General features: G+C 43.2%; 17 protein-coding genes and 1 tRNA gene. 6 read left to right on the top strand and 12 right to left on the bottom strand.

Annotated features, from left to right (window positions below; genetic code table 11):
• Positions 1–73: 73 nt before the first annotated feature.
• The 6 genes from J0A67_RS09930 to J0A67_RS09905 all read right to left on the bottom strand — a co-directional run bounded on the left by J0A67_RS09930 (position 74) and on the right by J0A67_RS09905 (position 11,367).
• Entirely contained in the window at positions 74–874 is an 801-nt protein-coding gene (locus tag J0A67_RS09930; protein ID WP_206569156.1) for a response regulator, read from the bottom strand.
• A gap of 234 nt (positions 875–1,108) precedes the next feature.
• Complete coding sequence (locus J0A67_RS09925; protein WP_206569155.1) at positions 1,109–2,188, bottom strand: WD40/YVTN/BNR-like repeat-containing protein; 1,080 nt, start codon at positions 2,186–2,188, stop codon at positions 1,109–1,111.
• A gap of 115 nt (positions 2,189–2,303) precedes the next feature.
• Positions 2,304–4,154, bottom strand: a complete 1,851-nt coding sequence (locus tag J0A67_RS09920; RefSeq protein WP_206569154.1) for a tetratricopeptide repeat protein — start codon at positions 4,152–4,154, stop codon at positions 2,304–2,306.
• A gap of 311 nt (positions 4,155–4,465) precedes the next feature.
• Entirely contained in the window at positions 4,466–4,642 is a 177-nt protein-coding gene (locus tag J0A67_RS09915) for a hypothetical protein (protein ID WP_206569153.1), read from the bottom strand.
• Positions 4,643–5,214: 572 nt separating this feature from the next.
• A complete protein-coding gene (locus J0A67_RS09910) occupies positions 5,215–9,318 on the bottom strand; it encodes an NACHT domain-containing protein (protein ID WP_206569152.1) in 4,104 nt (1,367 codons plus the stop codon).
• A gap of 30 nt (positions 9,319–9,348) precedes the next feature.
• Positions 9,349–11,367 (bottom strand): caspase family protein, encoded by a 2,019-nt coding sequence (locus J0A67_RS09905; RefSeq protein WP_206569151.1) that lies wholly within the window; start codon positions 11,365–11,367, stop codon positions 9,349–9,351.
• Between the two features lie 253 nt (positions 11,368–11,620).
• Here J0A67_RS09905 and J0A67_RS09900 point away from each other — a divergent pair, with 253 nt between their 5' ends.
• Positions 11,621–13,840, top strand: coding sequence for a tetratricopeptide repeat protein (locus tag J0A67_RS09900; RefSeq protein WP_206569150.1), 2,220 nt, complete (start codon positions 11,621–11,623; stop codon positions 13,838–13,840).
• A 5-nt stretch (positions 13,841–13,845) separates the two neighbouring features.
• On the opposite strand, the gene J0A67_RS09895 is transcribed toward J0A67_RS09900, so the two are convergent.
• From J0A67_RS09895 to J0A67_RS09880, 4 genes are all read right to left on the bottom strand, one after another.
• Positions 13,846–14,019, bottom strand: a complete 174-nt coding sequence (locus J0A67_RS09895) for a hypothetical protein (RefSeq protein ID WP_206569149.1) — start codon at positions 14,017–14,019, stop codon at positions 13,846–13,848.
• A 160-nt stretch (positions 14,020–14,179) separates the two neighbouring features.
• Positions 14,180–14,557 carry a lipocalin-like domain-containing protein gene (locus tag J0A67_RS09890; protein ID WP_206569148.1) on the bottom strand — a complete coding sequence of 126 codons (378 nt, stop codon included), beginning with the start codon at positions 14,555–14,557 and terminating at the stop codon, positions 14,180–14,182.
• Between the two features lie 140 nt (positions 14,558–14,697).
• A complete protein-coding gene (locus J0A67_RS09885) occupies positions 14,698–15,543 on the bottom strand; it encodes a hypothetical protein (RefSeq protein ID WP_206569147.1) in 846 nt (281 codons plus the stop codon).
• 743 nt (positions 15,544–16,286) lie between these two features.
• Positions 16,287–16,360 (bottom strand) — tRNA-Ile (locus tag J0A67_RS09880).
• A gap of 98 nt (positions 16,361–16,458) precedes the next feature.
• Between J0A67_RS09880 and J0A67_RS09875 the strand changes: the two genes are divergently transcribed.
• Both J0A67_RS09875 and J0A67_RS09870 read left to right on the top strand, forming a co-directional pair.
• On the top strand, positions 16,459–17,088 hold the full coding sequence (locus J0A67_RS09875; protein ID WP_206569146.1) for an HAD family hydrolase: 630 nt from the start codon (positions 16,459–16,461) through the stop codon (positions 17,086–17,088).
• On the top strand, positions 17,081–18,190 hold the full coding sequence (locus J0A67_RS09870) for a site-2 protease family protein (RefSeq protein WP_206569145.1): 1,110 nt from the start codon (positions 17,081–17,083) through the stop codon (positions 18,188–18,190). Before J0A67_RS09875 ends, J0A67_RS09870 begins: the two co-directional genes overlap by 8 nt.
• A 124-nt stretch (positions 18,191–18,314) precedes the next feature.
• On the opposite strand, the gene J0A67_RS09865 is transcribed toward J0A67_RS09870, so the two are convergent.
• Together J0A67_RS09865 and J0A67_RS09860 are read right to left on the bottom strand one after the other, a co-directional pair.
• Complete coding sequence (locus J0A67_RS09865; protein WP_206569144.1) at positions 18,315–19,157, bottom strand: OmpA family protein; 843 nt, start codon at positions 19,155–19,157, stop codon at positions 18,315–18,317.
• A gap of 224 nt (positions 19,158–19,381) precedes the next feature.
• Positions 19,382–19,966: a DUF4136 domain-containing protein gene (locus J0A67_RS09860; RefSeq protein ID WP_206569143.1), complete on the bottom strand. Its 585-nt coding sequence runs from the start codon at positions 19,964–19,966 to the stop codon at positions 19,382–19,384.
• Positions 19,967–20,392: 426 nt separating this feature from the next.
• Between J0A67_RS09860 and J0A67_RS09855 the strand changes: the two genes are divergently transcribed.
• From J0A67_RS09855 to J0A67_RS09845, 3 genes are all read left to right on the top strand, one after another.
• Entirely contained in the window at positions 20,393–20,761 is a 369-nt protein-coding gene (locus J0A67_RS09855) for a DUF2116 family Zn-ribbon domain-containing protein (protein ID WP_206569142.1), read from the top strand.
• A gap of 139 nt (positions 20,762–20,900) precedes the next feature.
• Positions 20,901–21,713 carry a polysaccharide biosynthesis/export family protein gene (locus J0A67_RS09850; protein ID WP_206569141.1) on the top strand — a complete coding sequence of 271 codons (813 nt, stop codon included), beginning with the start codon at positions 20,901–20,903 and terminating at the stop codon, positions 21,711–21,713.
• 2 nt (positions 21,714–21,715) lie between these two features.
• Positions 21,716–24,163, top strand: coding sequence for a GumC family protein (locus J0A67_RS09845; protein ID WP_206569140.1), 2,448 nt, complete (start codon positions 21,716–21,718; stop codon positions 24,161–24,163).
• Positions 24,164–24,476: the final 313 nt, after the last annotated feature.

The raw sequence follows: 24,476 nt of genomic DNA, 5'->3' as shown, positions 1-24,476 counted from the left end.
AAGGAACTCCAGTCTCATTAGAATTGGTGATATTCAGTTCGATACGAAAAAAAGTTTACTAGTAAGCGGCTTGTTAGGACTGGCTTCCAGAAAGTATTTCCAACAGATTTTTTTTGCTGTCGCTATTTGCAGGGAAGGGGATTTTGAATTCGGCCTTTGTGCCGGATGGGGAGGTTTTTTGAATGAATATGTGGTTGTCCTTGATTCGGGATATCTGTGAAATGTTGACCACATGCTTGCGACTTACTTGGAAGAATCGCTCTTTGAAAAATGTCTGATGCTCCTCGAAAAAATTTTTTAGCCCGGGTGAGGTAAATACAATAGGGTAGGGGATGTGCTGGCAATGAGCCTTAATTACCTTGCCGTCTGCTTCCAGAAGCAGGAGCTGGTCCAGGTGAAGAGGAACCATTTCTCCCCGGTTGACGGTGACAAAAAGGGTATTTCTACCGTTTGATTTTGGTGTGGTTTCAGGCTCGAATTTCAGTCGACTTTCCATGCTATGTCGGACCATCAGCAGCTCGAGCTGGTCGGCCAAGTCTTGTTTGCGGTAGGGTTTTCTCAGAAAGGCGACGGGGAGAGTGTATTTCGCCCGATCAAAGCCCTGTGGCAGTCCCGAGATGAAAATGATCGGAATGGGATGGGTTCGGTTGAGAAATTCTGCGATGCGGATTCCCGACAAGTCGTTTGTTGAGCCAAGATTGATATCCAGCAGGGCCATATCTGGCTTTTCGGATTGGATCAGGGTGATGGCGTCCTGAAAGTTCTCGGCCGGGCCGATCAGTTTGAGTTCGCCATGGGGAAAAAGATCGCGGAGGTCAGACAACAACAGGTCGGCAAAAAATGGGTCGTCTTCTACTAACAGTAACTTGGTCATAAGCCGGACTAGATTGTTCTATCAAACCAAGCCGAGTTAGGGAAAGATGTGCTCATAGTATCGAGGGGCCGATGGTCAGGTTCAATTTACCAAGCGAAGGCTTTTGCTCAGTTGTTTTAGGAAAGTTTTTTTGGGAAAGGATTGAAAATACTTTTAGAAGCAGGCAAAACTTGGAGCTTTTTTTATGCCCAGAGAATCCATTCGTCGGAAAAGAATGCCCGACAAGGGGACAAGCTAGTCCAATTCCATTTTTAGCAAGCCTTGTCCCGTCACGGCCCAAATCGCGCCGACTTGATCATAGGAAATCCCTTCCACCTCAGTTTTTCCCACCCTTAGTGTCCTAGTCCATGTGATGCCACCATCTTTGGTCTCAAAAACCTCCCGGCCGTAGTTGGTGAAACCTCTCGACTGGTCTACCATGACAATTTTTTTGTTCAGGTAGTAGGTCTCTTGGAGCTCGGCGTTGTGTGGGAGTAGGATCTTTGACCAATTCTCCCCTCCGTCAGCGGTACGATACATGACATTGGAGTTGGTGAGCGCAAATCCCAACTCTGTGTTATAGAAAAACAATTCGACAAACTCCAGATCGTCCGGATCCTGCAAAATGCTTTCCCATGAATTGTTTCGGTCGCGGGTCATCAGAAGCTCCCCTTCATCTGAACCGACAAATCCAACCGAGTCCGAGGCAAAAACGAGGGTTTCAAATCGGGAATACCTATTTAGATTGTACTCTACCCAATCTTTCTTTCCTTTGATTGTGATTTTGCTTGACAAGTTGAGCGCATAGACATCGTCACCTCTTGATCCTACGTCCGCGATATAGCCATACCAGCCCTCGTAGTAAAAATTCCGATAGGTAGAATTGGGTAGGTCGTTGAAGTTTAGATTGTAGATAATGGCATTGTAGTTAGACTGGGAAAGCATAGGTGCATATCGACCGTAGAGGAATATGTTGTCATGGTCAATTACGTGCATCCAGTTGAATCCTCTAATGATGTTGTACTGGCTTGCATTCGGCAGCCAGGTATTTCCTCCATCATAGCTGACCTTGAATCCGGGAAAAGGGAAGAATATCCTGTTGATTAAATATACTGTGTCCGGGCTGGCGAATACAATTTCGTCACCGGCCAATTCCACCTCTCCAAAATCCACCCAAGTCCAGTTGCCAAGCGTATCCAAGCCTCCGTCGACTACTTCGATTATGGGGTCTTCAATAACAGGATCTGTATCTCCTTCTGACTCCAGTTCGCAGGAAAAAACTAAGGCGCTCAACAGAGGAAAAAGATACCAGAAAGGTTGGGAGCGGGGTTTCATGGCAGTTTATTAGAAGTGTTTTCCGACCAAGTTAGAATACTGGATTTTGATCACTATCACCAATACTGGTGATTCTTTCCCCAAAGGAGATGCCCGGTAGAAGGTTAGCTGAATTCTAAGGGTGTTCTGCCACCTTCAGCGCAATCAAGTATTGGGTTCCTGCCCCCGAATCCACCGAAAGCTCGGCTTTGATGTATTTGGCCAAGCGTTGGATCAGTACCGAACCCATTCCCTTCTTTTGGAGGTCGGCGATGCCTACGCCGTTGTCGCCGACCTGGATGGTGAGGATGTTTTCGGACTTTCGCACAGATATTCCAACTATGGGATCTGGGATATTTGAAGGGAAGGCATATTTCATGGAGTTGGTAATGATTTCCGAGATCATTAGTCCTAGATTCAATGCTGTCTGAACAGGCAATTTTGCGTCCTCCTTGACGAAAATCTGAAGTTTGGCAGTACTGCCGGTGAGTTCAAACATCTCCCGAAGCCGGTGGGTGAGCCCCTCCAGATACTTGCCCACTAGTATTTCCTCATTCTCGGTTTCCGAGTAGGTGAGCTGCTCCTGCAGTGCCGCTGCTGAGATAATTGCTGCCTCGGAATTTAGAAGGATCTCTCGAGAAGTCTGGTCCGGCACGTTTTCGGAAGCGGTGCGCAGCAGGCCTTGCAGGCGGGACAGGAAGTTGTAGATCCGGTGTTCGTTGTCCCGCTTTTGGTCTTGGATGATCGCGTTTTTGGTCTTGAGCTGTTTGTTGAGCCGGAAGAGCTGCATTCCGAAGATCAAGGACAACAATACAATGACGCCAAACAGCACTAGAAACTGCCTGGCAGCTTTCGCGTCGGCCTCAGCCAAGCCTGCCTGCTGCTCGGCTGCTTCCCGTAGCAGCGATTCTTCTCTGATCCGGTAGCTGGCTTCCACCTCCTGCACGTTCAGCTTTTCTTCTTGAAAGATCCGCTCGTTGATGGCTGTCAGATCCCGGTACACCGGTAAGGCGCGTTCATAGTCTTTCTTTCGCTCCAGAACAGCCAGTCGCAGCTCCAGATTGTCCCGCTTGAAAACCAGATCACTGACTTTCGGAAAGAGAAAAGCTCCCGAGTCGAGATAAGCTTGGGAATTTTCCAACTGGTTTCTTCTCAAGGCCAGGTCCCCGAGATTGTTATAGCTGGCCAAAAGACCGGGGATGTCCTTGATTTGCTTATACAGGCCATTGGACTCGATGAAATACTTTTCGGCTTCTGGGTAGTTTCCCTTCGCTAGATAGGAGGTTCCAATATTATTCAGCGTCGAGACCACAGTGTTAGGTTTATTTCCCATTCGCCTTTTTAGCTCTAGACTTTTCAGGTTGTAGTAAAGGCTGCTGTCCAACGCTTCCAAAGCTTTGTGGCTGATAGCTATATTGTTGAGAGCGACAGCAGCCGCTGTGGAGTCTTTTGCTTCTGTGGCCACTGCCCAAGATTTGTGATGGTAAGCAAGTGCCTCTTCTTTTCGTCCTAGATTTTGGTATACCAAGCCCAAATTGGTCAGTATTTGAGCCAAAATGTCCAGATTACCTTGTCGGAGAGCCAAATCATGGGCTTTTTGATAGTTTTCTAATGAGAGACCATATTGACCTAGTTTTCTATAATTCAATGCAACGGAGTTGAATGCAGAGACGATCTTAGCCGTGTCTTTTAGTAAGACCGAATAGTCATAGCTCTTTTTGTAGTAAAATACGCTGGAATCAAATTGATCGAGCTTGTAATAGGCAAAGCCAAGATTATTATAGGTCTTCCTCAGGTTTACTGCTTCTTCGGACCAGGCTCTGTTTTGTTCCAATGACTTTAAGTTAATGATCGCTTTTTGGTAATCACCTTGATCAAGGTAGCGGGATGCCTGTTTGTAGAGTGAGTCAGGAATAGGGTCAGACTTGCTACTAGCCGGAGAAGTAGTTCCAAAAACCAGCAGAGAGGCCAAGAGTAAAACAATCATAGTATATCAGTGAAAAATCAGCATGGAAAGGCCAATATCAAGCAGGAAAATGAACTCACCACTAATCATGTACTTAAAGTTTTCATAGCTAACCTGATGTGGACTTGTAACTTATCAAGTATAATTTAATTTGGCCGAAGCAAAAAGCCGTCGAAACAACTTATCGGAATTCCATGTCGAAAAATAGTAACGAAGAGGAATCAGAGTCAAAATACCATCGGTGCAGGAACTCGCCTACACCGATGGGAAAGTGGATATAGATTAAAGCAGATTCATTTGATTACCTTGATTGAACAAGTACCGTGGATGTGTCAGTCGTCTCGGCCAGGATCCTCCTCATCAGGATCTTCGGTTTCCATTACGACTTGGCTTTTTGAGGGTTTTAGATCATCTTTATCGTGTGAAAGCAGTCCACAGCCACTTACGGCTACACACACGAATACTCCAAGCAGGAAGATTTTTACCAGGTTTTTAAGAGAAGTTCTCATTTGGATGAGGGTTTAGGTTCATCGAAATTTCAAAACTCCTTATACCTTAGTTATACTGCTTGACGTCAAGCAAAACGTCAAGCAAAATTTTGCTCTACGCCTTAGTTTATGTTCATGGATTATTATTGATAAAGGGCCAAACAGACTTATCCAAGGCATCCAATTGGTGGTGACTTGCAGAAGTTCTTTTTTGGTTTTTTTTTGATTTTTTTTTCGTCAAGCAAGGGGATACCCTACTATTTTAAAAAAATAGACGAAAGAGGGGGGAGGAATACCAAGACCAGTAACCTGGATTCAGGTTTACTTCAGCTCTTCGCCGGGACCGGACAAGTCAGATTTTCGGTAAGAGCTAGCGGAGCGAATCAAAATTTAAAAAGTCAAAGCGGGTGCAGGTAATTGATTTTGGTGATTTTCTCCTGAAGCAAAAAAAAAAACCATCCAAAAAATCAGTTCAGTGTCGATTTCTATAAGAGTTAAGACAACCCAATGTCGTTGTCCTCCGCATCCTAAAAAAGGTTGAGGCGCTATAGGGTGATCAAGCGTTTCAGCCAAGTATCCATGATTGAGGGTTCTTATTCTTCCCTATTTCCATAGGCATCCTTCACTGCTGCTTCCCAGTCTGCCTTATCCTGATCATTAAAGATGGCACCGTATTTTCGCATGCGTTCTTTTTCTTCTTCGGTAAATACTGAATCGGGGTGGAGGTTGCGAAGGTCGAGTCCTTGAACGTAGAGGCCTGGATCATAGTCGAAACTAATCGTCTTCCTATGGAAAAAAGCACTATACTCAGTTAATGTCCCTTTATTATCAGCTTCAATAAATCTCTCATCTGACGAATTAAATGGATTAACTCTTAATGGGAGAAAGGTGTTACTTGCTTCAATAGCCCATAACTTAATTATTTTTTCAGATGCTAAATCCAATTCGATATTTTCGTTTTTTAACTTAATAATATCAACGCATTTTCCATTTTTTGCCGACCAAACATTAACTATATTATTATTCCAAATTGGAGATATTACCAGATTACTTTCCCTATTGTATAAAGAATCACTGCAAGACCTGTTATATATATCAAAAATCAAATCACTGTAACCTTTATCCAAATCAAGTATGGTTACACTTCCTAGTGAATTGGTTAATAGTAAATTTCTTCCAAAAGCAGCAAATTGTATTGATTTTACCTCATTTCCTAATATTTTTATTTTATTTTTGCAAGTTGTTTCACCTCTTTTCCATTCTCTAATAACTTTATCACTCGAATAAGTAATTATAGCTGTTTTAGAAATATCTGAAGAAACTATTTTATATTTTCCTGTAGAATACCTATTTACAATTTTATTTTTTTTGATTGACCATTCAATAATAGAATTTCCATTTACTACTAATGTAATCTTATTATTATCGTAAGAAAGAATTTTATCAATTGATACTTTTTCTAATTTCTTTTTAAATAATAATGCAAAATTAGTGACAGAGCGTATTTCAATTTCCTGGCTAGTATTAACCGATAAAATTGCTGTTTCATCATGGTTGAAAATCACGTTATTTGCCCCGCTCAGCTTATTCACTTCTTCAAAATCAAACAGTAATAACTTTTCTATATTTGAGTATACACTCACCAAGTTGTTTATTTTTGAATTAATTTTAGATTCTCTCTTCGGTTTATTTTCCTCTTCATTCAATTTATATTTTCTTTCTTTTTCTTTAAAATCTGGTTCCAAATAATAATTATTTGATTTTTGTGTGAAAGCGCCAAACCTAGTTATTAATTTTTCTTTTATTTGGACGTTTGACGGGTTGTCACCTAATCTTTTTTTTTCTTCTCGATCGAGCTTATATGTGTTTTCTGATTCTTCTGCTTCTATTAGGATCAAGCTCCCACTTAGATTAAATTTAGCGTTTTTAAATTTCTTAAATTTACTTTTTACTAAAATTACTACACTATCACTATTGACTTCCCATTCTCTTATTGTTCCATCATCAGATGCAGAAATAATTTTTCTGTTGTCACTATTATATTTTGCGGAATTCACTCTGTCATGGTGGCCTCTATACGTTTTGATACACTGCTTTGTGTCAATCAACCACTCCTTTATCGTCATGTCGTAGGATGAAGAGAGAATTTTTTTTCCATCCGAACTGTATGATATACAGCTAACTTTGTCAGAATGACCCATAAAAACAAACTGTTTCCCAGATACTTTTGCATGGTGAAAGTTAGTTTTACGATAATTCGAACTAATTTTCTGGGAAAACTGAATATTGTTGAAATTCAACCCAAATAGATCTAATTTGCTAAAATCCATATCTACAAGATTCCTTTTTTGCTCATAAATTAATGTAACCAAGTTCCAAACAGTATTATCTAACCCCATGCTTTTCCCTCGACAAGATTCCAATAGGGCCCTCAATTTGCCTTTGTTCGGTGAACTAGATTTTAAAAATGAATCACTCTGTCCCGCATTCGCATTAAATTCATGCTCTCCTTGCAATTGTCCTATCATTTTCCGTAAATAAATAGGTAATGCCCGCTCCTTCCACTCTTCGGGTCGTCTCTCTTCTGCTATGGAAACCTTGATACAATTAAGCAGATGACAGGCAGCATAAAAGTCCCGAAAGTTCTGATGTAGGAAACGAAGTTCTTTCCCTTCTTGAATTAACAGATGAAGCTGCTCTTTCAGAAAGTTGAGGATATGTTCAGTCGCTTTCCTCTTCTCTTTGGCCGTAATATCTTTTCCTCTATTCTTTGCAACTGCAAGTTCCATATCAGGCAATTCCCCAAAAGCATCCTTCACAACGCTGTCAAAGCTGAGTTCTTTATCGATATTTGATTCTAGGGAAATAAAAAACAATCCTTCTTTTTCCATCCTCCAAGCCAGATAGGGAAACAGTTTCCGCACTATGTATTTTTTTAGACTGTTTTTCTCATTCTCATTTTGGTCATCGGCATCTCCCGCATTATCCATTGCTTTGGCCAACAAGGCCTCATTAAAATTCCATAAGATTTCAGCCTCAGTTTTCGCTTCGTAGAAGAAGTATGGACTGTGTTCCCCTCCATAGATTTTCGCTAAATGTTCTGTTTTGGCGTAGCTTGCCAGCATCATCGGATTAGTAAGAACTGACTTCAGCCGTCTGTCTTCGGGATAGTCCAAGTGGATAGTAGCCAAATATTGCCTTATTAGATCTTCCTCCAAAGGAAGGAGTCGGACTTCCTCCATATGCTGCACCCAGATAAACCGCTGGGTCTCCACATAACGTGAAGTCAATACTATCTGAACGTTCTTAGCTTTACTCGCCCAAGACAACTCCTCAAGCAGCTCGGTTTGGTCGGAAGAAACCTCGTTAAACCCATCCAACAGGAGAATTATTTCCGGTTGCTCACCAGTTGGATTTACTTGAAGCAGTTTCCACAACTGATCTTCGACTAAATAGGGGTCAGGGTCTTTGACACCCAAATAGTGCCTTGCGATATACCAAGTAAGGTAGTTTTTTTGTTCCCCTTTTCTGGCATGGTTGTATTCGTTTAACGCTATAAAAACTGGGATTGGGTCCTCTTGGCAGGTCAGCATGCTTTCCCAGAGATGTAACAAAGAGGTTGTTTTTCCCATACCGCCGTCGCCAAGTAACAGGACGTGCGGCTTACCCGTATCTTTTCTTTTTTCTCTGACCGCCGTTGTCAACAGCATTCTCTTTTTCGCTACTTCCACTTCTGTTGACATGAGTTTTCCGGAGTCGGTGCCCGGTAAGAGTTCCTCTATCCGTGCGTAGCAGAATCGTTCCTGGCTCAATTTCTCCAGATATTTGGATGATCCCTCCCGAAGCGCTTCCAAAAACTCCAAATGGCTTTTTTTCGGATAGGGCTCCGGCATTTTTCTAGAAAAAACAAAGTCTCCAGTTAGTTTGTCGTCCGTTACAAGGTCCTTGGACATAGGAAGATCTTGCTTGAAATTCTGTAAATCCGTCGATAGTTCTCCATCCAATTTCTTTAGAAGTAGCTGCTCTTCCTCATTCCTGTCCAGCAACCCGGCAATCCCCCGCATAAAACGGCTGTAATCCGGTGCCTCCCCATCCCGAGAAGAACTCAGAGTCCAGCGACCCGGCCTGAATTCCTTTTTAAGGGTGAGCTTCCCAGAATCAGGCAGGCTATCTACCTGTACTTTAGAAAACTGTAGTCCATAGCAGGTATCAACTATAAGCAATATTCGCCAAGCAGACATTTGCTTAAACTGGTTAAAGAGCCAAGTCGGATTGATCATCTTATCTCGTTCCTGAGGTTTGTCTGCATCTCCCGAGTCGTGCATCACAAAACCTCCAACACCGTGGTCGGAACGGTAGCTATGACCTGAAAACAGAATAATCAGGTCATCTTCTGGCCCCAATTCTTTAGCTCCTCCTGTAGTGAGTTCTAAAATATCCCTTTTAACTTTTTCGAATGTCGCATCCTTATCGTATAGCTCGACGACGCATTCTGCGCCATACCGATCTTTCAGCACAACGAGCAGCCGCTCACAATCGGTAACTGGATATTCCAGTTTAGGCCAATAATTGGCGTGTTCGTACTCATCAATTGCTACTGCAAAAATCTTCAGATTTTGCCGCGGAAGCGCAGTAATTTCGTCTTGAATACCTTTTTCAACTCCCGGCCCTCTTTTTCCATCTTTACCTTTTTGCATATACTATCTTTTTTGTTTTCGAACAGAAAATCAAACTTTTTCCTGCTCTCTGCGACATAGTCGGATTGGAAAATGAAATATTGCGAACGATTCCAGGAAGATTATAGGTTTGGATTCTTTCGTTTCCTTACTAGATATCCTGTCTTTTCCAGCGCGCATTGCTTCGCTTTTGTCGAGTGGTAAGTCGGGCTGACTTATTGTACTCAAGTCAATAGGTCTGTCTGCGACAATAATCTTCAAGTATTCGTCAACACATTCGATTTCCTTTTTCGAAAAAGTGGGGTGAACTTTTAGTGGAATAGCGTGGATCAATGAATTTTCAGTCTTATGGTAATTTAGATGAGCCCGTGGGTTTTCTGCAGAAAGACGGACATTGGTTAAAAAATTGTCATAGATCCCAAACTCACTTCCAAAATAAAGTGCGGCTACATAGCATTCTTCCTGGTTCAGGTTTTTGCACATCCTGATCGAAAATCGGAATGCCGGCTGATGGTTATTGACGTAGTTTAGGTAGATACTCGTGTTAGGACTAATAGTAGTGATTTTTCCTCGAACCCAGTCTAGTGATTTCGAATTGCTGATCGGCTGTCCCTCAATCCTCTCGACTGTAAATTCAAAATCCTCAGCCTTGAAGTAGGACGGCTTGCCATCTAAGCTCTTGAAATAGGTCCAGCGGGCCACAGATTCAATATCGTCAAGGAATTCTTCGGCGTTTTTCTTAGAAGGTAGAAAAGGATATCCCTCCAAGGAAAATTCTTTTTCTTTTTCGATCGCTTGAAAGCTGAAAAATCTGGAATCGTCAATAATGTTCAGGTAGAGACACCTTTTTTTATCGTAAGCTTGGATTAATTCCCTCTTCATGTCCTTATCCAATCGTGATATATCCATTGTCATCGGTTCGGCAGCCAACTCGACCAATGTCACAGCGTAGGAATCATTGCCTACATCCAGTAGCTTCAGATCATCACCTACGACCAATGATCGAATCAATTCGACCGTTGCTAATTCTATTTCGATTCTTGTACCGTCCACTCTGACTATCGACCTACCAAATTCTCCGGAAGGCACCAATCCATGAATGGATCCTGCATTTAGTTGCCAGCGGCTTCTTTCCCTGTTATATACGAGCTGGTAAGACCGTTTGAGGGGAGCTAATCCCTCTCCTAGAAATTTCCGGTCGAGCTTCCAATCTTCTCGACAAAGTGCAAGTGGTGTTTGCCTATAATGGGACACCGTCATGGCATCACTTAGGCGCCCGGCAATTTGACGGTAACTTGTTCTGCCTTCCTTTCGCAACAGATCCACCAGACCTTTGGTAAAGTATCCTCCAGCTTCAGAGTCTATGGCTTTTTGGTCTGCGGTACAAGCAGCGAGGTGCACATAGTCGGCAAAGGGATAAACTAGCTGGCCGCCGAAGTCTTTATAGAAACCTTTCCCGTAACCTAAGTATTCTTGGAGTGTTGCACCGGAGTCTTCATTCTCTATCGATCGATAGCCTAGATAAGCCGCTCTAGTTAGCCCTCCGGCGTGACAACAATCTGTAATCACCAGACAATGTATGTTGGGTTTTGTGTCCAGAACTTTATGGAGCAAAAAAGCGATTTCTTTGTCCCGGAGGTCTCTAGCTCCATATCTACTGTCTTTGCAGACCAGAGTTTCCAGTTTTTTAGTCCCAAACCCGATGGGGACATCTGAGGTAATGGCTCCATGGCCGCTGAAATAAAATAAACAGATGTCTTTCCGGCTATTATCAGCTTGTTCCAAATGTGAAAATGCCGAATGAGACACGTTTTGAAATGTCGGTGAACGATGATTAAGCGGTGTACCCAGGCTTTTTTGATAGATTTCCACCTCCTTGCTATTTTCTTTTGGTGAAAGCAGAAAAAGTGGCTTGTATTCAATCGGAGGGTGTTGCTGGTCACAAAAATCCCGAAGAAAAGCATCGACAAGCAGGACATCCTTCACACATCCCTTCAAAGGTTTTACGTTTCCGTCATATTCGTTGATACCGATCAAAGAAGCGTAAAGTGTCCGGCCACATTCTGGCATTTGAAGTATAAAATTGAAAGGTGGATGATATCGGCCCCTGTGTGGGAATCACTTCCTTTTAAACATACTCGATACGTTGAAAAAGTACAAGTGGTATTTTCGGATATAAAGACCGTGAGGGATTTTTGAATGCAGAGTAAAGCTTTTTGATGCCTTTATTAAGTAATTCAAGAAAATCAAGTCAGCTTCGATCCGAAAGGTTTTCTCTCTTATATTGGAAAGAAAACTGGTCCTGGAACAAACTGATCTGCTCATGCCCGCTCAAAAAATCGATATTAGCATTGAAGAGAATTTTAAGTATTGCTATGTCCTAATTCGCAGTTTGTTTGCCAAATATTTCCCTGATGGATACCTGTCTAAGCGAGGAATCGGGGCTATTCTGGAGACGTTTCTTGAAGGCAGGACAGAAGTTTCCATTCAAAAATTTGCAGATTGGATCGCTGCAAAATCTCTGGAGCAATCCAATTCTCAGGCTGAGAGTGTGGGGTCGTCTACGGTCAAAGACCTAGTCAATAGGCTCTCTGGACAGGTCATCGATAACAGTAGCAAGGAAGATCCTAATAATTTCTACGAGTTGAAATTTGATGCAATGTGCCAATTAATTGGCCATACGTCCTGGAAGGATTTTACCTTGAACTCCAATGTCAAAGCAGAATCAAAGAAAATCCCCAAATCACAGCTTGATAAAATCAATGCCATAACGAGCTCAAAAAAAACAAAGATTCTAATCAGTATTAGTACTCACGATTACAAGAATGGTGATCCAAATCAATTAAAAAGTCAAATTGAAGATGAGTTTCGTTGGCGTCTAGCCCAAATTAAGCCACGAGACCAATTCATTTTGGAATTTGACGAAATTGAAGAAGGAATAACCGACGAATCCGAAGCCAAGGAAAGAGCACTAAAAAAGAATGCAGATTTGATTATTTGGGGACATTTCAGTAATGAGCATAGTAGGCTTTTGGCCGTAATGAATTATCTGGTAACCAGAGTCAAACTAAATAAAAGAATAGCCAGAAGTAGTCATGGGTATGATCGGATGCCTTTAGAGATGATAGACCTTCGATTTGGTAAAGTGTACCAAAAAATTGAATATTTGATTTTTTTAATTTTGGCTATATCCGCGCTGATCGAGGACGAGATAGAGGTAGCTGACAACTATTTGACTAAAATTCCATTTGAAGAAAGATGTGATGAAACCTACTTTGTTTTGGGGAATTGCCGATACCTGGCCGGAGAATATTCGGAAGGTCTGGAATTGTGGCAAGAGGCTGCAGAAAGGAACCAAAAACACCTTCGAGCAAAAATCAACCTAACTAGACATGATCTGTCTATTAGACTTCGTAAGGGAGAAAGCTTGAAAGGCAAAACCTTGAAGGAGGCCAAAGAGCGTCTGGCAGATTATGATCCTCAAGATGCTTCGATAGAAGAGTCGGCACTCATAGGTGTCCTTTTTGCCGAATTGGGTGAAAAGGAGATGGCGATAAAGGCGCTTGAGGCCGCATTGAAAGGGAAGAAGAAGCTGGAAGAAGGTTCCTACTATCACATTCGGCTGGGGCAGCTGAAAAATGATCCCAGAGAGTACGCTAAAGCGGCCCTAGCTACAGAACATTTTGCAATCCACAAGCTTTGTATCAGACTCATTACCAACAGTGGTTTGTCGGAGGAGGAAAAAGTTAAGCTGCGTGCAAAGGTTCATGAAAATGTAAAGTCAAATCCCGAACTAAGGCGATTGTACAGTGAGAATGCGGGATCTATTAAAGAGGATAATTTAACTAAAACGACTGATTTTACTGTTTATGATATCAGCGGTCTTTTAAGAAAACTCAAAACAGAAGACCTGCTGAAAAATGGGGATGGACTGAACTTTGATGATTGGGTATTCGCGGATAACAAGGCAGCAAAAGCGGTGCTCTTGAAATGGGATAGGAATGGAGGAGATTTGGCCCTTAGAAGATTATACCTGCCCAAACCGAATGTGCCTACAAAGATCGAAGAGTCGATTTATGAGTATGCAGAATCCTTGCGAAGCTCCAATTCCGATGATAAAATCCTTTTACTGTGTTTGCGGGAGTTGAAACTCAACAAAAGAGTTGAGTCGAAAAAGGTAGGGCTCGTCTGTCAGGAGATCGGCCTAAAACTCAGTTTGGTCTATGATAATGTTGGACGATTAATGCTGGATAGGAGGATGTTTGATCCATTTTCCGAACAAATGGCCGGAAAGCATACCACGATCGAGATTCAACAAGATACTGGAGACTTCACGACTATCCAGAAGCTTCGAATATTGATTCCGGATGATGATGAGGTCATGGATCGTGTCGACAAATTTTCTGAATTGATCGACTATTCCGATGATAAGTACTACGCCAAACTTGCGACTTATCTAAGTGACTTCTACGCCCCAGCTGATGAAACGGATGTTGAGCTTTGGTCAGTGGCCCAACATCTGAATCGGATGGAATTATTGTGATTTTATCACAGCCTCTTACACTTCATCCCATCGGTGTCTTCGGCTACTCTCAGATCGTCTCCGCAGAGCTCGCCGATGTAGTCTCCGTCGAGGGAGCAGTTTTTACAATCAGAATCTCCGCAGGAGACCAGTAGGAGGGTGAGAGCCACAAGGGCAAAAATGGATTTGATGGTTTTCATAGAAGCTTGAATTTTATGTGATTTGATTTTATGTCAGCTGCCAAATTAGGGTTCAGATGCTGGAGCAGAGCCATAAGTATTGGTGATATTAAGACTGACCATTGACTTCTTCTGGCGGCGAGGAGGCAGTCCGGTTTGATCCCAGCTACCGTTGCCTCGCTTACCGTTCAAAATAGATCGTGTCTCTGGAGAACATCTCTTTGACTACCAGTATCATTTCGTCTGAGGTCAATTTTTCGATCTTAAATCTAGAAGGAAATCCTCCGTTGATAGGACTCATCGAAATATATCGGACACTGTCCTCGAAAGCATAATTTGCGAAAATCACCTTGCCAGGCCCAGCGTTCATCTCTACTACGCCATCGTTCCGGAAGTCCCAGAAAACAGGTTCTTTGCTTGGGTTTTCCTTTTGATTGATACTCACCATTTCCCACTTGTTCAAGATCACTTTTTCGGGATCCGCCGCGCAGGAAACCGCAAAGACTAAAATCAGTGCAATGGTAGGTAGTACTCTGGGTTTCTTTTGTTGCTTGTTCATAAGCCGTTTTCGTTTAAAATTTGGGTCTTTCATGAGCCTTGACTCGAATGGCAACTGTCAAAACAGAGCCGGTAGATTACTCGGGATCTATTGTCCAGTAGCATTGACGATGATAAATGAGCTCTATCCAAAGGATTGGGTTACAACTTGCGCTCGAAGAAAAATCCAGAGATGTCCTCGCCTTCCCAGATTTCATACATGGTAAAGCCTTCCTCAGACAATTCATCGATCAGGATGCCTTCGGAGTTATCATTCGGTGCCTGGTCTTTTTCTCCGTAGATGAAAATCTCGTCGCTGCTGGGCTTCCATTTCCAATACAGAAGTTCGTTCATATACAGTTTGCCATTTACCAAGAACATATTGTAGTTCACGCCCGAGGGCATAAATCCGATCAGGATACTCTCGATTACGCCCTCGTCAATCGGCTCGCCCTTTCGGTTATGGACTGTAATTTCCTGACCGAGGAAAAGACTACCTCCGATTTCTTCCACCATGTACCATTCCCCCATCAGCTTTTTGGTCTTCTCGTCGATGACGGACAGGTCGATCTTGACAGCGTCGATCTCGAAGCTTTCCCCGGATTCCGTTTTTTTGATTGTGGCGGTGAGTTTGTCGTTTTCGACAGAATAGCCATCTAGGCTGCCAAACCCTTCAAGGTCGATTTGATCCTCATTCACGGTATACTTCCCTCTGTAGCCATTTTCCGCAGCATCTATGATCAGGAAGGTGCTGTCGGCAAGGAACTCTATAAATGGATCAAAGTACTCTCCGCTCGTTTTTGCCTTGATTCTGTACTCGGCTGTAAAAGTTACCTCGCCCAGTCCCCAGGTGCCTTGAAGTTCGCTGAAGACCTGATCCAGCGAAGTGGTCGGATTTGGAAGTGTACTTGGTTCCGGTGACTCGGAGCATCCGATGGTTAAGGAGGCGATGAGTAAAAAGTAGAATATCTGAAAAATCGGATTTTTGGTTTTGTTGAAAAAGGTCATGAGATACGAGGTTTCATTAATTGGTTGTTGATTTTGTACTTCGTGTTAAAAACTGTTGAGAAGTCTTTGGAATTGAGAATAGCTGGAAGACTGTTTTCCAAAGAAATGCGATGTCCAATCATTTTTTTTCACAACAATTGGTGAATTGTTATGCTGCGGTTGTTCTAATCGACTTTTTTAGAAATCTGAGGCAAGACTTTGAACCAAGGCCCAATCAGGGTTTGAAAAGAGGTTTGTATCTCGATACGTAAGAGCAATTCTTAGTTTAAGGAGGCTCGAGGAAAAGTTTACGCCTGATTTAGACGGAGTAAAAAACAGCCAAAGCCCATTTTTCAGGAGTTTGGCTTGGGCAGTGGGCCTATTTGGGATCTTCCGAGGCTTTCGGGACAAGCACCTACTGCCACCAAAACCTTCGGGGAAGTCAGTTGCCCTGATATTTAGCGAGGAGCTTCTGTGCCAATTCGGGATATTTCCCAAGGTTTTGGATATAGTCCTTCGACTTCATTTTCTTGATGTGAAGTTCGATTAGTCTGGCTTGGGAAAGTGATTCGCAGGGGATCGAGAAGAACAACTCCCAGTCGTGGGCTTTTTAGGTAAAGTTTTGCTTCCCGTACTTTTTGGAGAAGTGGCAGCGCAGTCATTCCTGTAAAAAACCGTCCAAGCGACGTTGATTGGAGGATGTAGACAAAAAAGGTCTGCATGGCAAAAAAAGAAAAAAGCCATCCAGATTCTGAATGGCTTAGTGGGCCCACTTGGAATCGAACCAAGCACCTACTGATTATGAGTCAGTTGCTCTAACCGAATGAGCTATAGGCCCTTTTTTGCTTTCGGATTGTGGCTTCTATTGCCTCCAAACCTTGGTTTTGGGAGTGCAATGTTACATATTTGAGTCCAATTACACAACCTGGAATGCGAATGAAAAATGCCCCCGATGCCGATTTTTTGATCTTTGATTTGGGTAACGTGATTATTGATTTGGACTACAATCGTGCCTTTGAATCGATCAACCTTCTCGTACCCAAAGAATATCAGCCCAGAGTAAGCGAATTTTATCGCGCTGATTTTCACAAAGCTTATGAAAGAGGCGAAATAGATTCAGCAGCCTTCCGAAGTGAGGTGAATGCCTATTTTGGCCAGGATTGGGAAGATGAAAAAGTGGATGAACTATGGAATGGCATTTTGGGAAAAATCCCCAAAAAAAGATTGGAACTGCTGGCGCAACTCAAAAATCGGTATCAGTTGGGGGTGTTAAGCAACACCAATTCGATCCATATTGATGCTGTCTATAGGATGCTTGAAAGCGAGCATGGGATGGCTAACTTTGAACCGCTTTTTGACCGGGTTTTTTATAGCCATGAAATGGGCCTTGCCAAGCCCTCACCTGAAATCTATGAAAAGATGATCGGTGAACTGGGCACAAAGGCAGATCGGGTTATATTTTTTGACGATTTGGAAGCAAATGTGAAAGGAGCTGCCTCGGTAGGGATACAGGCTGTGCATGTAACAGGTCCGAATGTCATTTTTGACTTTTTCGGATATGTATAAACCCAAAGAATACGTCATCCATGGTTTGTTATTACTATTGACATTGGTCACCACCACGCTGGCGGGAGGAGAGTGGGTGTACAGCAAATCCGTCATGGCGAAGGGGGACTCATTTTTGACTGGGGAATATTTCCTGAAGTCCATGGCTTTTTCAGTTCCGTTTATAGGAATCCTTTTGGTCCATGAGCTGGGGCACTTGCTGACTTCCCTCCATCATAAGGTCAAGTGCAGTTTGCCTTATTTTATTCCGGCTTGGTTTGGGTTCATTGGAGGTCCTTCGATAGGCACTTTCGGCGCAATTATCAGGATGAAGGGCTTCGTGAACAGCCGAAGGAAATTCTTCGATATCGGCGTAGCCGGGCCGATTGCCGGTTTCATATTGGCTATAGGCGTACTTTGGTACGGCTTCGTGACCTTGCCTCCCGCCGACTACATCTATTCCGTACATCCGGAATATGCCGACCCGGAGTTCGAAGGATATGGAGAGGATGCGATAAATTTCGAGTTGGGAAACAACCTGCTATTTTGGGGAATGGGCGAGTTGTTGGCCGAGCCGGATAGGCTTCCGGCTATGTCGGAAGTTATCCACTTTCCGGTACTGTTTGCCGGTTACCTCGCGCTGTTTTTCACTGCACTCAACCTACTCCCAATCGGACAATTGGACGGAGGACATGTGGTTTTCGGATTGTTTCCAAGACACCACAGGCAAATATCCATTGTTGTATTTACGCTGTTTTTGGCTTATGCCGGTTTGGGTACCATACGTCCTGAAATGGCTGTGGAAGACCTTTTGATACGTATACCGCTCTATGTGGGATTCCTATATATCTGTTACTCCAGGACCGATTTTTCTACCCAAACCAAACTGTCGATAGCGCTCTCTCTGGCAGCCGCACAGTACCTTTTTGCCTTTGTCAGACCTGAATGGGACGGGTACCAAGGATGGCTGTTATTTGCGTTCCTTCTGGGAAGGGTGATGGGCCTCAAGCATCCGGAAGTTTCAGGATTGAGACAACTAGATTGGAAGAGAAAATGCATCGGCTGGCTGGCAATCTTAATCTTCGCTTTATGTTTCTCCCCAAGGCCGTTTATTTTCTCTTGATGAATTGATAGGAGAGGCTTAGAACTGATTTGAGAGCTCTTCTGAACGGTATTACTCCGAAGCCAAAGGAAAAGGCAGGTTTTAGGCCTGCCTTTTTACTCGTTGATTGTGGTAGTTGGTTTCTTTATAGCATCGCAAAGAACATGTCCAAATCAGGTATCAATACAATGCGGGTTCGGCGGTTTAGCGCCATATTTTCTTTTGAGTCATTCTCCACGAGTGGCATGTAAGAAGCTCTCCCTGCGGCTATCATTTTTTCAGGAGCGACTTGGTACTGTAGCTGTAGTTTTCTCACGATGGATGTGGCTCTCTTTACTGACAGATCCCAATTGTCCTCCAATACTCCGTTGGAAATCGTTCGCGGATCAGTATGCCCTTCGATCATCACCTGCAGACTTGGTTCTGAATTGATCACCTCTGCTAGTTTTTCAAGTAGGGGATCTGCCTTGGAATTGATTCGGTAGCTTCCTGTATTAAACAACAGTTTGTCGGACACGGAAATCATCACAACCGTTTTGTCGATGTCTATGGTCACATCGTCCTCGCTCTCTGTCTGCGCGGTGATGTTTTTCTTCAGGTTATATTCTACAGCAAGATTTACGGAGTCCTCCAATGTCTGTGCAGTGGCAAGCTTTGAGGGATCAACGTTGGCGAGGGTCTCTCTCATCTTAGCCTTGGAGTTTTTGGACATCACAGCAGCGCCTTCGATGCTGAGCATTTCGCTGTTGGTTTCGTTCAGCTGATCGTTCATGTCTCTGAGCGAGTTTATCCGCGCATTGTATTCAGCCACACGAGCTTCGATAGCAGTCATTTTCTCCTCGAGCTCAGCCTTTTCTTGGTTGGTGGCAGCGAGTTCTGATTGGGTTTTAAAAAGGCTGCTTTCAAGTTCAGTGTACTTCTTTTTCGATACACAGGAAACAGTAAGGGAAAGTCCTAGGACACCTGCGAGAATAAGTGAGTTTTTCATGGTTTTGTTTTCTTGATTTCCTCATCTTATCCAAAATGACCGCCAGAAGCGCCAACTTGGTCGAGGAAGGAAAAACAGAATGACTCGAAAAGTGGCTCCCGTGGGCATTTATTCATGTTTTGAATCCCACGCATCACGATTGGTCAAAAAAAAATGCCCCGAGGGAACCGGGACATTGCAAGGAAAAATGTAGAAAATCTCCCCGAATTGAGGATTTGAATTGGCTATTCCATGAGCCTATTGACGATTTTGAATTCGTTCATCACCCGGTAGGCGGCCCGCGTGATGTCAGAGTGGAAATTAGGGGACTGGAGGTCAAAGTTAGCGGCAGTGTATCCCTGCCAAATGGTATTCCCTTTCTTGGAGTCGATCACATAGATGACCAACATGCCGTTGTTTTGGGAATATCTTACTTGATTGTAGGTTTCGTCTTTTTCCTGCTCCCGCTCTATTTCACCTTCGTCATTACGGTAAGTCTGTCCGGTGCGGTTTAGCCAATAGTCAAACTCTGGCTGCACATAGCCTCTGTACCTGATGGAGTCAGAAAAAATCTTGTAGCTGACCAGCATGTCTGGTTTGGAAACTTGCTCTCTAAAGCCTTGGGAACCAAGCCTGGCTCCTATGGTGGCATTGAGTACGCTGACCAAAGTTGAGGAATCTTGGCTGGTGGCTTCTACGAAAGCAAAGGTCTTGTATTTCTTAAAAGAGCCTGTGTAATTATAATCGTAGTCTGTAACGTAGTCCTTTGAGGAGAAACAAGAAGCAGTAAGCACCGCCAGTAAAATCAGCGAGACTGAGGAAACTTTCATAGCAGTAATATTTAGGTTGACCGATGATTTGCAAACGAGTAAAGAACCTAACCAGCAGCTCGAAATTTTGTTTGGTCAAGCTCTTCAGTTTGAGGGTAATAGACAACCTAATTTATCAATATCTTATTTAATATGCGCGTGCTTCGCAAAATTTGATTGATAATAAATTCCAAAAAATAAACTTGAAGATGATTTTTTTGCTCCAAATGCCCTTTCCAAGCCAAATGCCTTTATGCTGGAAAGAGAGATTTACACGAGTACCGCCGTTGTTTTGTCAATGTAGGATGATTGCGGAGCGTTTTGAAGTTTGCCAATCCATTAACATTTTTTTCGGCGGAATTTGAAAAATGAGACTGCTAAATTTTCTATTGACAAGCCAGTCTATATCTTTGAACTAATTGTGTAAATTGATTTAAGCCTTCTGCCATGGATCAGGAAAAAAGAATTTGCGTCAATTGTGGCAAAGCGATACAGGGTCGCTTGGACAAGAAGTTCTGTGATGATAGCTGTAGAAATACCTATAACAACAAGCAAAACGCCGACACGGTAAACCTGGTCAGAAACATTAACTATACCTTGAAAAAGAACCGAAATATTCTTGAAGCGCTAGTCAGGGAACATGGCGAACTAGTAAAAACCAACAGGGATAAATTGACCAGAGCCGGCTTTAATTTCAGATATTTTACACATACCTATCAGAACAAGAAAGGAAGTTGCTATCGTTATTGCTACGATTTTGGATACTTGGAGTTGGAAGGGGACTGGTTTTTGATCGTTAGAGAAAAGGACTTTTAATTTTTGTGCCAGCGAGTCTCAAGGGTGCGAAATTGAAGAATATGCAGGCAAGTGTGTCTCAAATTACAAAAAATCAAAAATTTGAAGGAAAATTTCTAAGTTTGCGACGCGTTGGCGAAATGTGAATTAATTTAAGTTTATGAGAAAACTCTTTAGAGTATCCATTTTTGGACTCGTTTTTTGGACAGCTATGTCCTGTGTTTCAAATGAAAAAATTATCTACCTACAAAATCTCGAGGACAATGAACCGATCCCGGAAGGGGAGTTGATTTCCTACGAAATTCCAGAATACAAATTGCAGTACAATGACATCATCGATGTCAACGTACAGACAATTGAAGAGTTGATCCAAACTGGTTTTAACAGTAGGCCAGCAATGGCTAACAACCAACAGATGCAGGTAGCTGGCCAAAGCGGCGGAGATATCTATTACATGACTGGATATACCGTAGATAGAAATGGAAATGTTAGGCTTCCGATTATCGGGGAAGTAAACGTACAGAACAAGACATTGGAGGAAGCCAGATTGCAAATAGAAGAGCAATTGAGGGCCTATGTTACATCGGAACTGTATGTGAAGGTGAAGCTGGGCGGCATCAGGTACTCAGCATTGGGAGAATTCAGAAGGCCCGGGAAATTCGTGGTCTTGCAGGATAGAATGACGATTTTTGAGGCCATTGCAAACGCTGGAGATTTGACCACCATCGCCAAAAGAAATGAGATCCTTTTGATCAGACAGTATCCTGAAGGGACTAAACTCCATAGGCTTAACCTAGTTGACAGGCATTTGGTTGGGTCCCCCTTTTATTTCATTCAGCCCAATGATCAGATCTATGCCGAACCAATGAAGGTTCGCGAAGTAGGGGCTGGCGAAAATGCAGCCCAATCATTGACGCTTTTGATTTCTGCCATCACTGCGGCGGTTCTGATTATTAATGTTGCTACCCAATAAAGATGTATCCCAATTCTCCCCAAGTAAATTCCAGTGCACAATCACCCTTCATGGTCAACCAGGAGGATGAGATTGATTTGAAGGTGATCATATTTAATTATCTTCAGTATTGGCCAATAATCTTGATTTTCATGGCGGTAGGCGTTATTGCCGCTTTCCTTTTTAATCGTTATACCACGCCGGTCTACAAAGTCGAGTCAAGTATACTAGTCGCAGACGATAAACCAAGTTTGGGTACGGACCTCTTTGAATCCAGCGGATTGGGCATGTTGCAGGGCAAAAACAACATTGAAAATGAAATCGGGATTCTAAAGTCGTATTCTTTGGCTGAGCAGACTATTAACGCGCTCGGCCTCAATGTCCAATATTTTCAGGAAGATTTATTCACGAGCACCCAGCTGTATGGTCGCGTTCCGGTCCTGGTGACCGTGGATTGGACTCAGCCCCAACTTGTAGGGGGGATGTTTAAGATTGAGGTTATTGACGACAGGTCCTTTCATTTGACGGTCGCAGACGATGAATTTGCCGTCTTTTCTCCCTCTGATAAATTTTTCAAATCTACCTTTGAAGGCAAGCTCGAACTTCAGGAAGTCTATTCTTTTGGAGAGGTGGTTTCCGGTGAGAATTATTCGTTTAAGGTTGACTTGATCAATGCCCTAGCGGGAGACGAGATTCTGTTTAAAGTCTCCGATACGCCATCATTGGCACTCAAATTCCGTGAAGACCTCGCCGTGACTCCCATCAATAAACAAGCTTCCATCCTTACGCTGAGTTTGGAAACCCCTGTACGCCGACTTGGCCAGGATTATGTGAACAAGCTGATGGATATGTACCTTCAGCGCGAGCTTGACGAAAAGAACAGAGCATCCGAGAATACGGTCCTTTTTATAGATCAACAACTTAGTGGAATCACTGACTCACTGAGATTTTCCGAAAATAGGCTGCAGCAATATAGGACGGAGAACCGCGTATTTAATCTTTCTGAAGAGGGTGCCGTTATATTTGAGCGACTTCAGGAATTGGAGAAGGAGAAAGCGCAGACTGAGGTTACCCTGAAATATTACAAAACCCTTCAGACCTATTTGGCGAACAATCAGGAAGCGGAGCTGGTAGCGCCTTCGGTTATTGGAATCACGGATCCTCTTTTGAACTCGTTGGTGCAGTCCCTTAGTGAACTGCAGGCGGAGCAATCTCGATTAAAGGCAAATTTCACCGACCAAACCCCCGTAGTGCGAGAGAACGCCAGCAGGGTACAGAATGCGAAAAGGGCGTTGGAGGAAAACGTCAACCTTGCTGCGCAGAACACCCAAGATGTGCTAGCTGATTTGAACAATCGCATCAGCATGATTGAGCGGGACGTGAACTCACTGCCTCAGACGGAGAGAAACCTCCTCTCGATTCAGCGCCAGTTTTCGATCAACGAGAATATCTACGTCTATCTACTCCAGAAAAAAGCAGAGGCGGAGATCACCAAGGCCGCGAATATGCCAAAAAATAGTGTTTTGGATTATGCTAAATCGGGACAGCTCCCAGTCGCACCTAAACGTTCGCTCAATTTGTTGATTGGTCTTATTATCGGGATGATACTGCCGATTGGCTTTATCACAGCAAAGGACTTTTTGAATACCAAGATAGAGGACCCGAAAGAACTGGAAAAACAGCTCAAGGTTCCTTTGATCGGAATGATCGGAAGAAACAATTCGGACGATGCGTTGCCGGTATTCAATAATCCCAGGTCTACCGTTACAGAGTCTTTTCGATCTTTGCGGGCAGATCTGGCTTACCTGAGTCCGCAAAAAAACAATCTTACCCTCTTGTTTACCTCATCGATATCAGGCGAAGGAAAGACCTTCGTTTCCATGAATATGGCTTCGGTGTTCGCACTGATGGGCAAAAAGACCATTTTGATAGGCCTTGATCTTAGGAAGCCAAGAATTGCAGACGATTTTAACATGGTCAACGACAAAGGCATGAGTACATGTCTGAGCAGCAATGTATCTTGGAAAGACGTGGTCAAACCATCCGGCTATGAAAATCTGGACGTGATTCTCTCTGGACCGATTCCGCCAAACCCCGCTGAATTGCTACTGCAGGATAAATTCAGGATGATCGTCAGCGAATTAAAGGAAGAGTACGATGTCGTTGTTTTTGACTGCCCTCCTGTAGGGTTGGTGTCGGAGACAAAGGAGCTATTCGGATTTGCAGACGTGAATTTCTACGTGTTCCGTCAGGGATATTCCATGAAGGGAAATAGCCAAATTCTCAACAACCTTGTTGAAAAAGGTGGGGTATCCAAAATATATGGGGTTTTGAATGATCTTCATATCGACAAGGGCTACGGATATGGCTACGGATACGGCTACGGCTACGGCTACGGCACAAATTCTTATGGCTATCACGAAGAGGTTCAATTACCTTGGTGGAAAAGAGCCCTAAGGCGTCATAAATAATCGAAACCTCGGGATCCTTCCCGAGGTTTTTTTTAAACTCAAGTTTCGACTAGTTCTGGTTTAGGTCAGTACCTTTTTTTACTGATAGAATCCCAATTCGGCCACGTTTTAAAATGTCTTTGGGCGGTGCGAAGAGTTGTGACCCCTAAAGGAAAATGCTTGTAATCTAGTTTGGTTGCGTTCTCTGTGCTATAGAATAGTAATGCCACTGTTCGAAAAGCCTTTCATTTGCAGGTTCCGAACATAGCTCGTTGGCTTTTTGGTGCCTTACTAAAATGGAATGCGCTTGTATTGCTGATTCAAACCTTTGTGT

The organism is Algoriphagus aestuariicola, assembly GCF_017254835.1.
GTDB lineage: Bacteria > Bacteroidota > Bacteroidia > Cytophagales > Cyclobacteriaceae > Algoriphagus > Algoriphagus aestuariicola.
The sequence above is the reverse complement of the archived record's forward strand: the minus strand, read 5'-3'. Positions and strand labels throughout refer to the sequence as shown.

What these genes read in the sequence shown, in the direction of transcription:
- J0A67_RS09930 (WP_206569156.1), bottom strand. Translation starts at nt 874, where the DNA reads ATGACCAAGTTACTGTTAGTAGAAGACGACCCATTTTTTGCCGACCTG.
- J0A67_RS09925 (WP_206569155.1), bottom strand. Translation starts at nt 2,188, where the DNA reads ATGAAACCCCGCTCCCAACCTTTCTGGTATCTTTTTCCTCTGTTGAGC.
- J0A67_RS09920 (WP_206569154.1), bottom strand. Translation starts at nt 4,154, where the DNA reads ATGATTGTTTTACTCTTGGCCTCTCTGCTGGTTTTTGGAACTACTTCT.
- J0A67_RS09915 (WP_206569153.1), bottom strand. Translation starts at nt 4,642, where the DNA reads ATGAGAACTTCTCTTAAAAACCTGGTAAAAATCTTCCTGCTTGGAGTA.
- J0A67_RS09910 (WP_206569152.1), bottom strand. Translation starts at nt 9,318, where the DNA reads ATGCAAAAAGGTAAAGATGGAAAAAGAGGGCCGGGAGTTGAAAAAGGT.
- J0A67_RS09905 (WP_206569151.1), bottom strand. Translation starts at nt 11,367, where the DNA reads ATGCCAGAATGTGGCCGGACACTTTACGCTTCTTTGATCGGTATCAAC.
- J0A67_RS09900 (WP_206569150.1), top strand. Translation starts at nt 11,621, where the DNA reads ATGCCCGCTCAAAAAATCGATATTAGCATTGAAGAGAATTTTAAGTAT.
- J0A67_RS09895 (WP_206569149.1), bottom strand. Translation starts at nt 14,019, where the DNA reads ATGAAAACCATCAAATCCATTTTTGCCCTTGTGGCTCTCACCCTCCTA.
- J0A67_RS09890 (WP_206569148.1), bottom strand. Translation starts at nt 14,557, where the DNA reads ATGAACAAGCAACAAAAGAAACCCAGAGTACTACCTACCATTGCACTG.
- J0A67_RS09885 (WP_206569147.1), bottom strand. Translation starts at nt 15,543, where the DNA reads ATGACCTTTTTCAACAAAACCAAAAATCCGATTTTTCAGATATTCTAC.
- J0A67_RS09875 (WP_206569146.1), top strand. Translation starts at nt 16,459, where the DNA reads ATGAAAAATGCCCCCGATGCCGATTTTTTGATCTTTGATTTGGGTAAC.
- J0A67_RS09870 (WP_206569145.1), top strand. Translation starts at nt 17,081, where the DNA reads ATGTATAAACCCAAAGAATACGTCATCCATGGTTTGTTATTACTATTG.
- J0A67_RS09865 (WP_206569144.1), bottom strand. Translation starts at nt 19,157, where the DNA reads ATGAAAAACTCACTTATTCTCGCAGGTGTCCTAGGACTTTCCCTTACT.
- J0A67_RS09860 (WP_206569143.1), bottom strand. Translation starts at nt 19,966, where the DNA reads ATGAAAGTTTCCTCAGTCTCGCTGATTTTACTGGCGGTGCTTACTGCT.
- J0A67_RS09855 (WP_206569142.1), top strand. Translation starts at nt 20,393, where the DNA reads ATGGATCAGGAAAAAAGAATTTGCGTCAATTGTGGCAAAGCGATACAG.
- J0A67_RS09850 (WP_206569141.1), top strand. Translation starts at nt 20,901, where the DNA reads ATGAGAAAACTCTTTAGAGTATCCATTTTTGGACTCGTTTTTTGGACA.
- J0A67_RS09845 (WP_206569140.1), top strand. Translation starts at nt 21,716, where the DNA reads ATGTATCCCAATTCTCCCCAAGTAAATTCCAGTGCACAATCACCCTTC.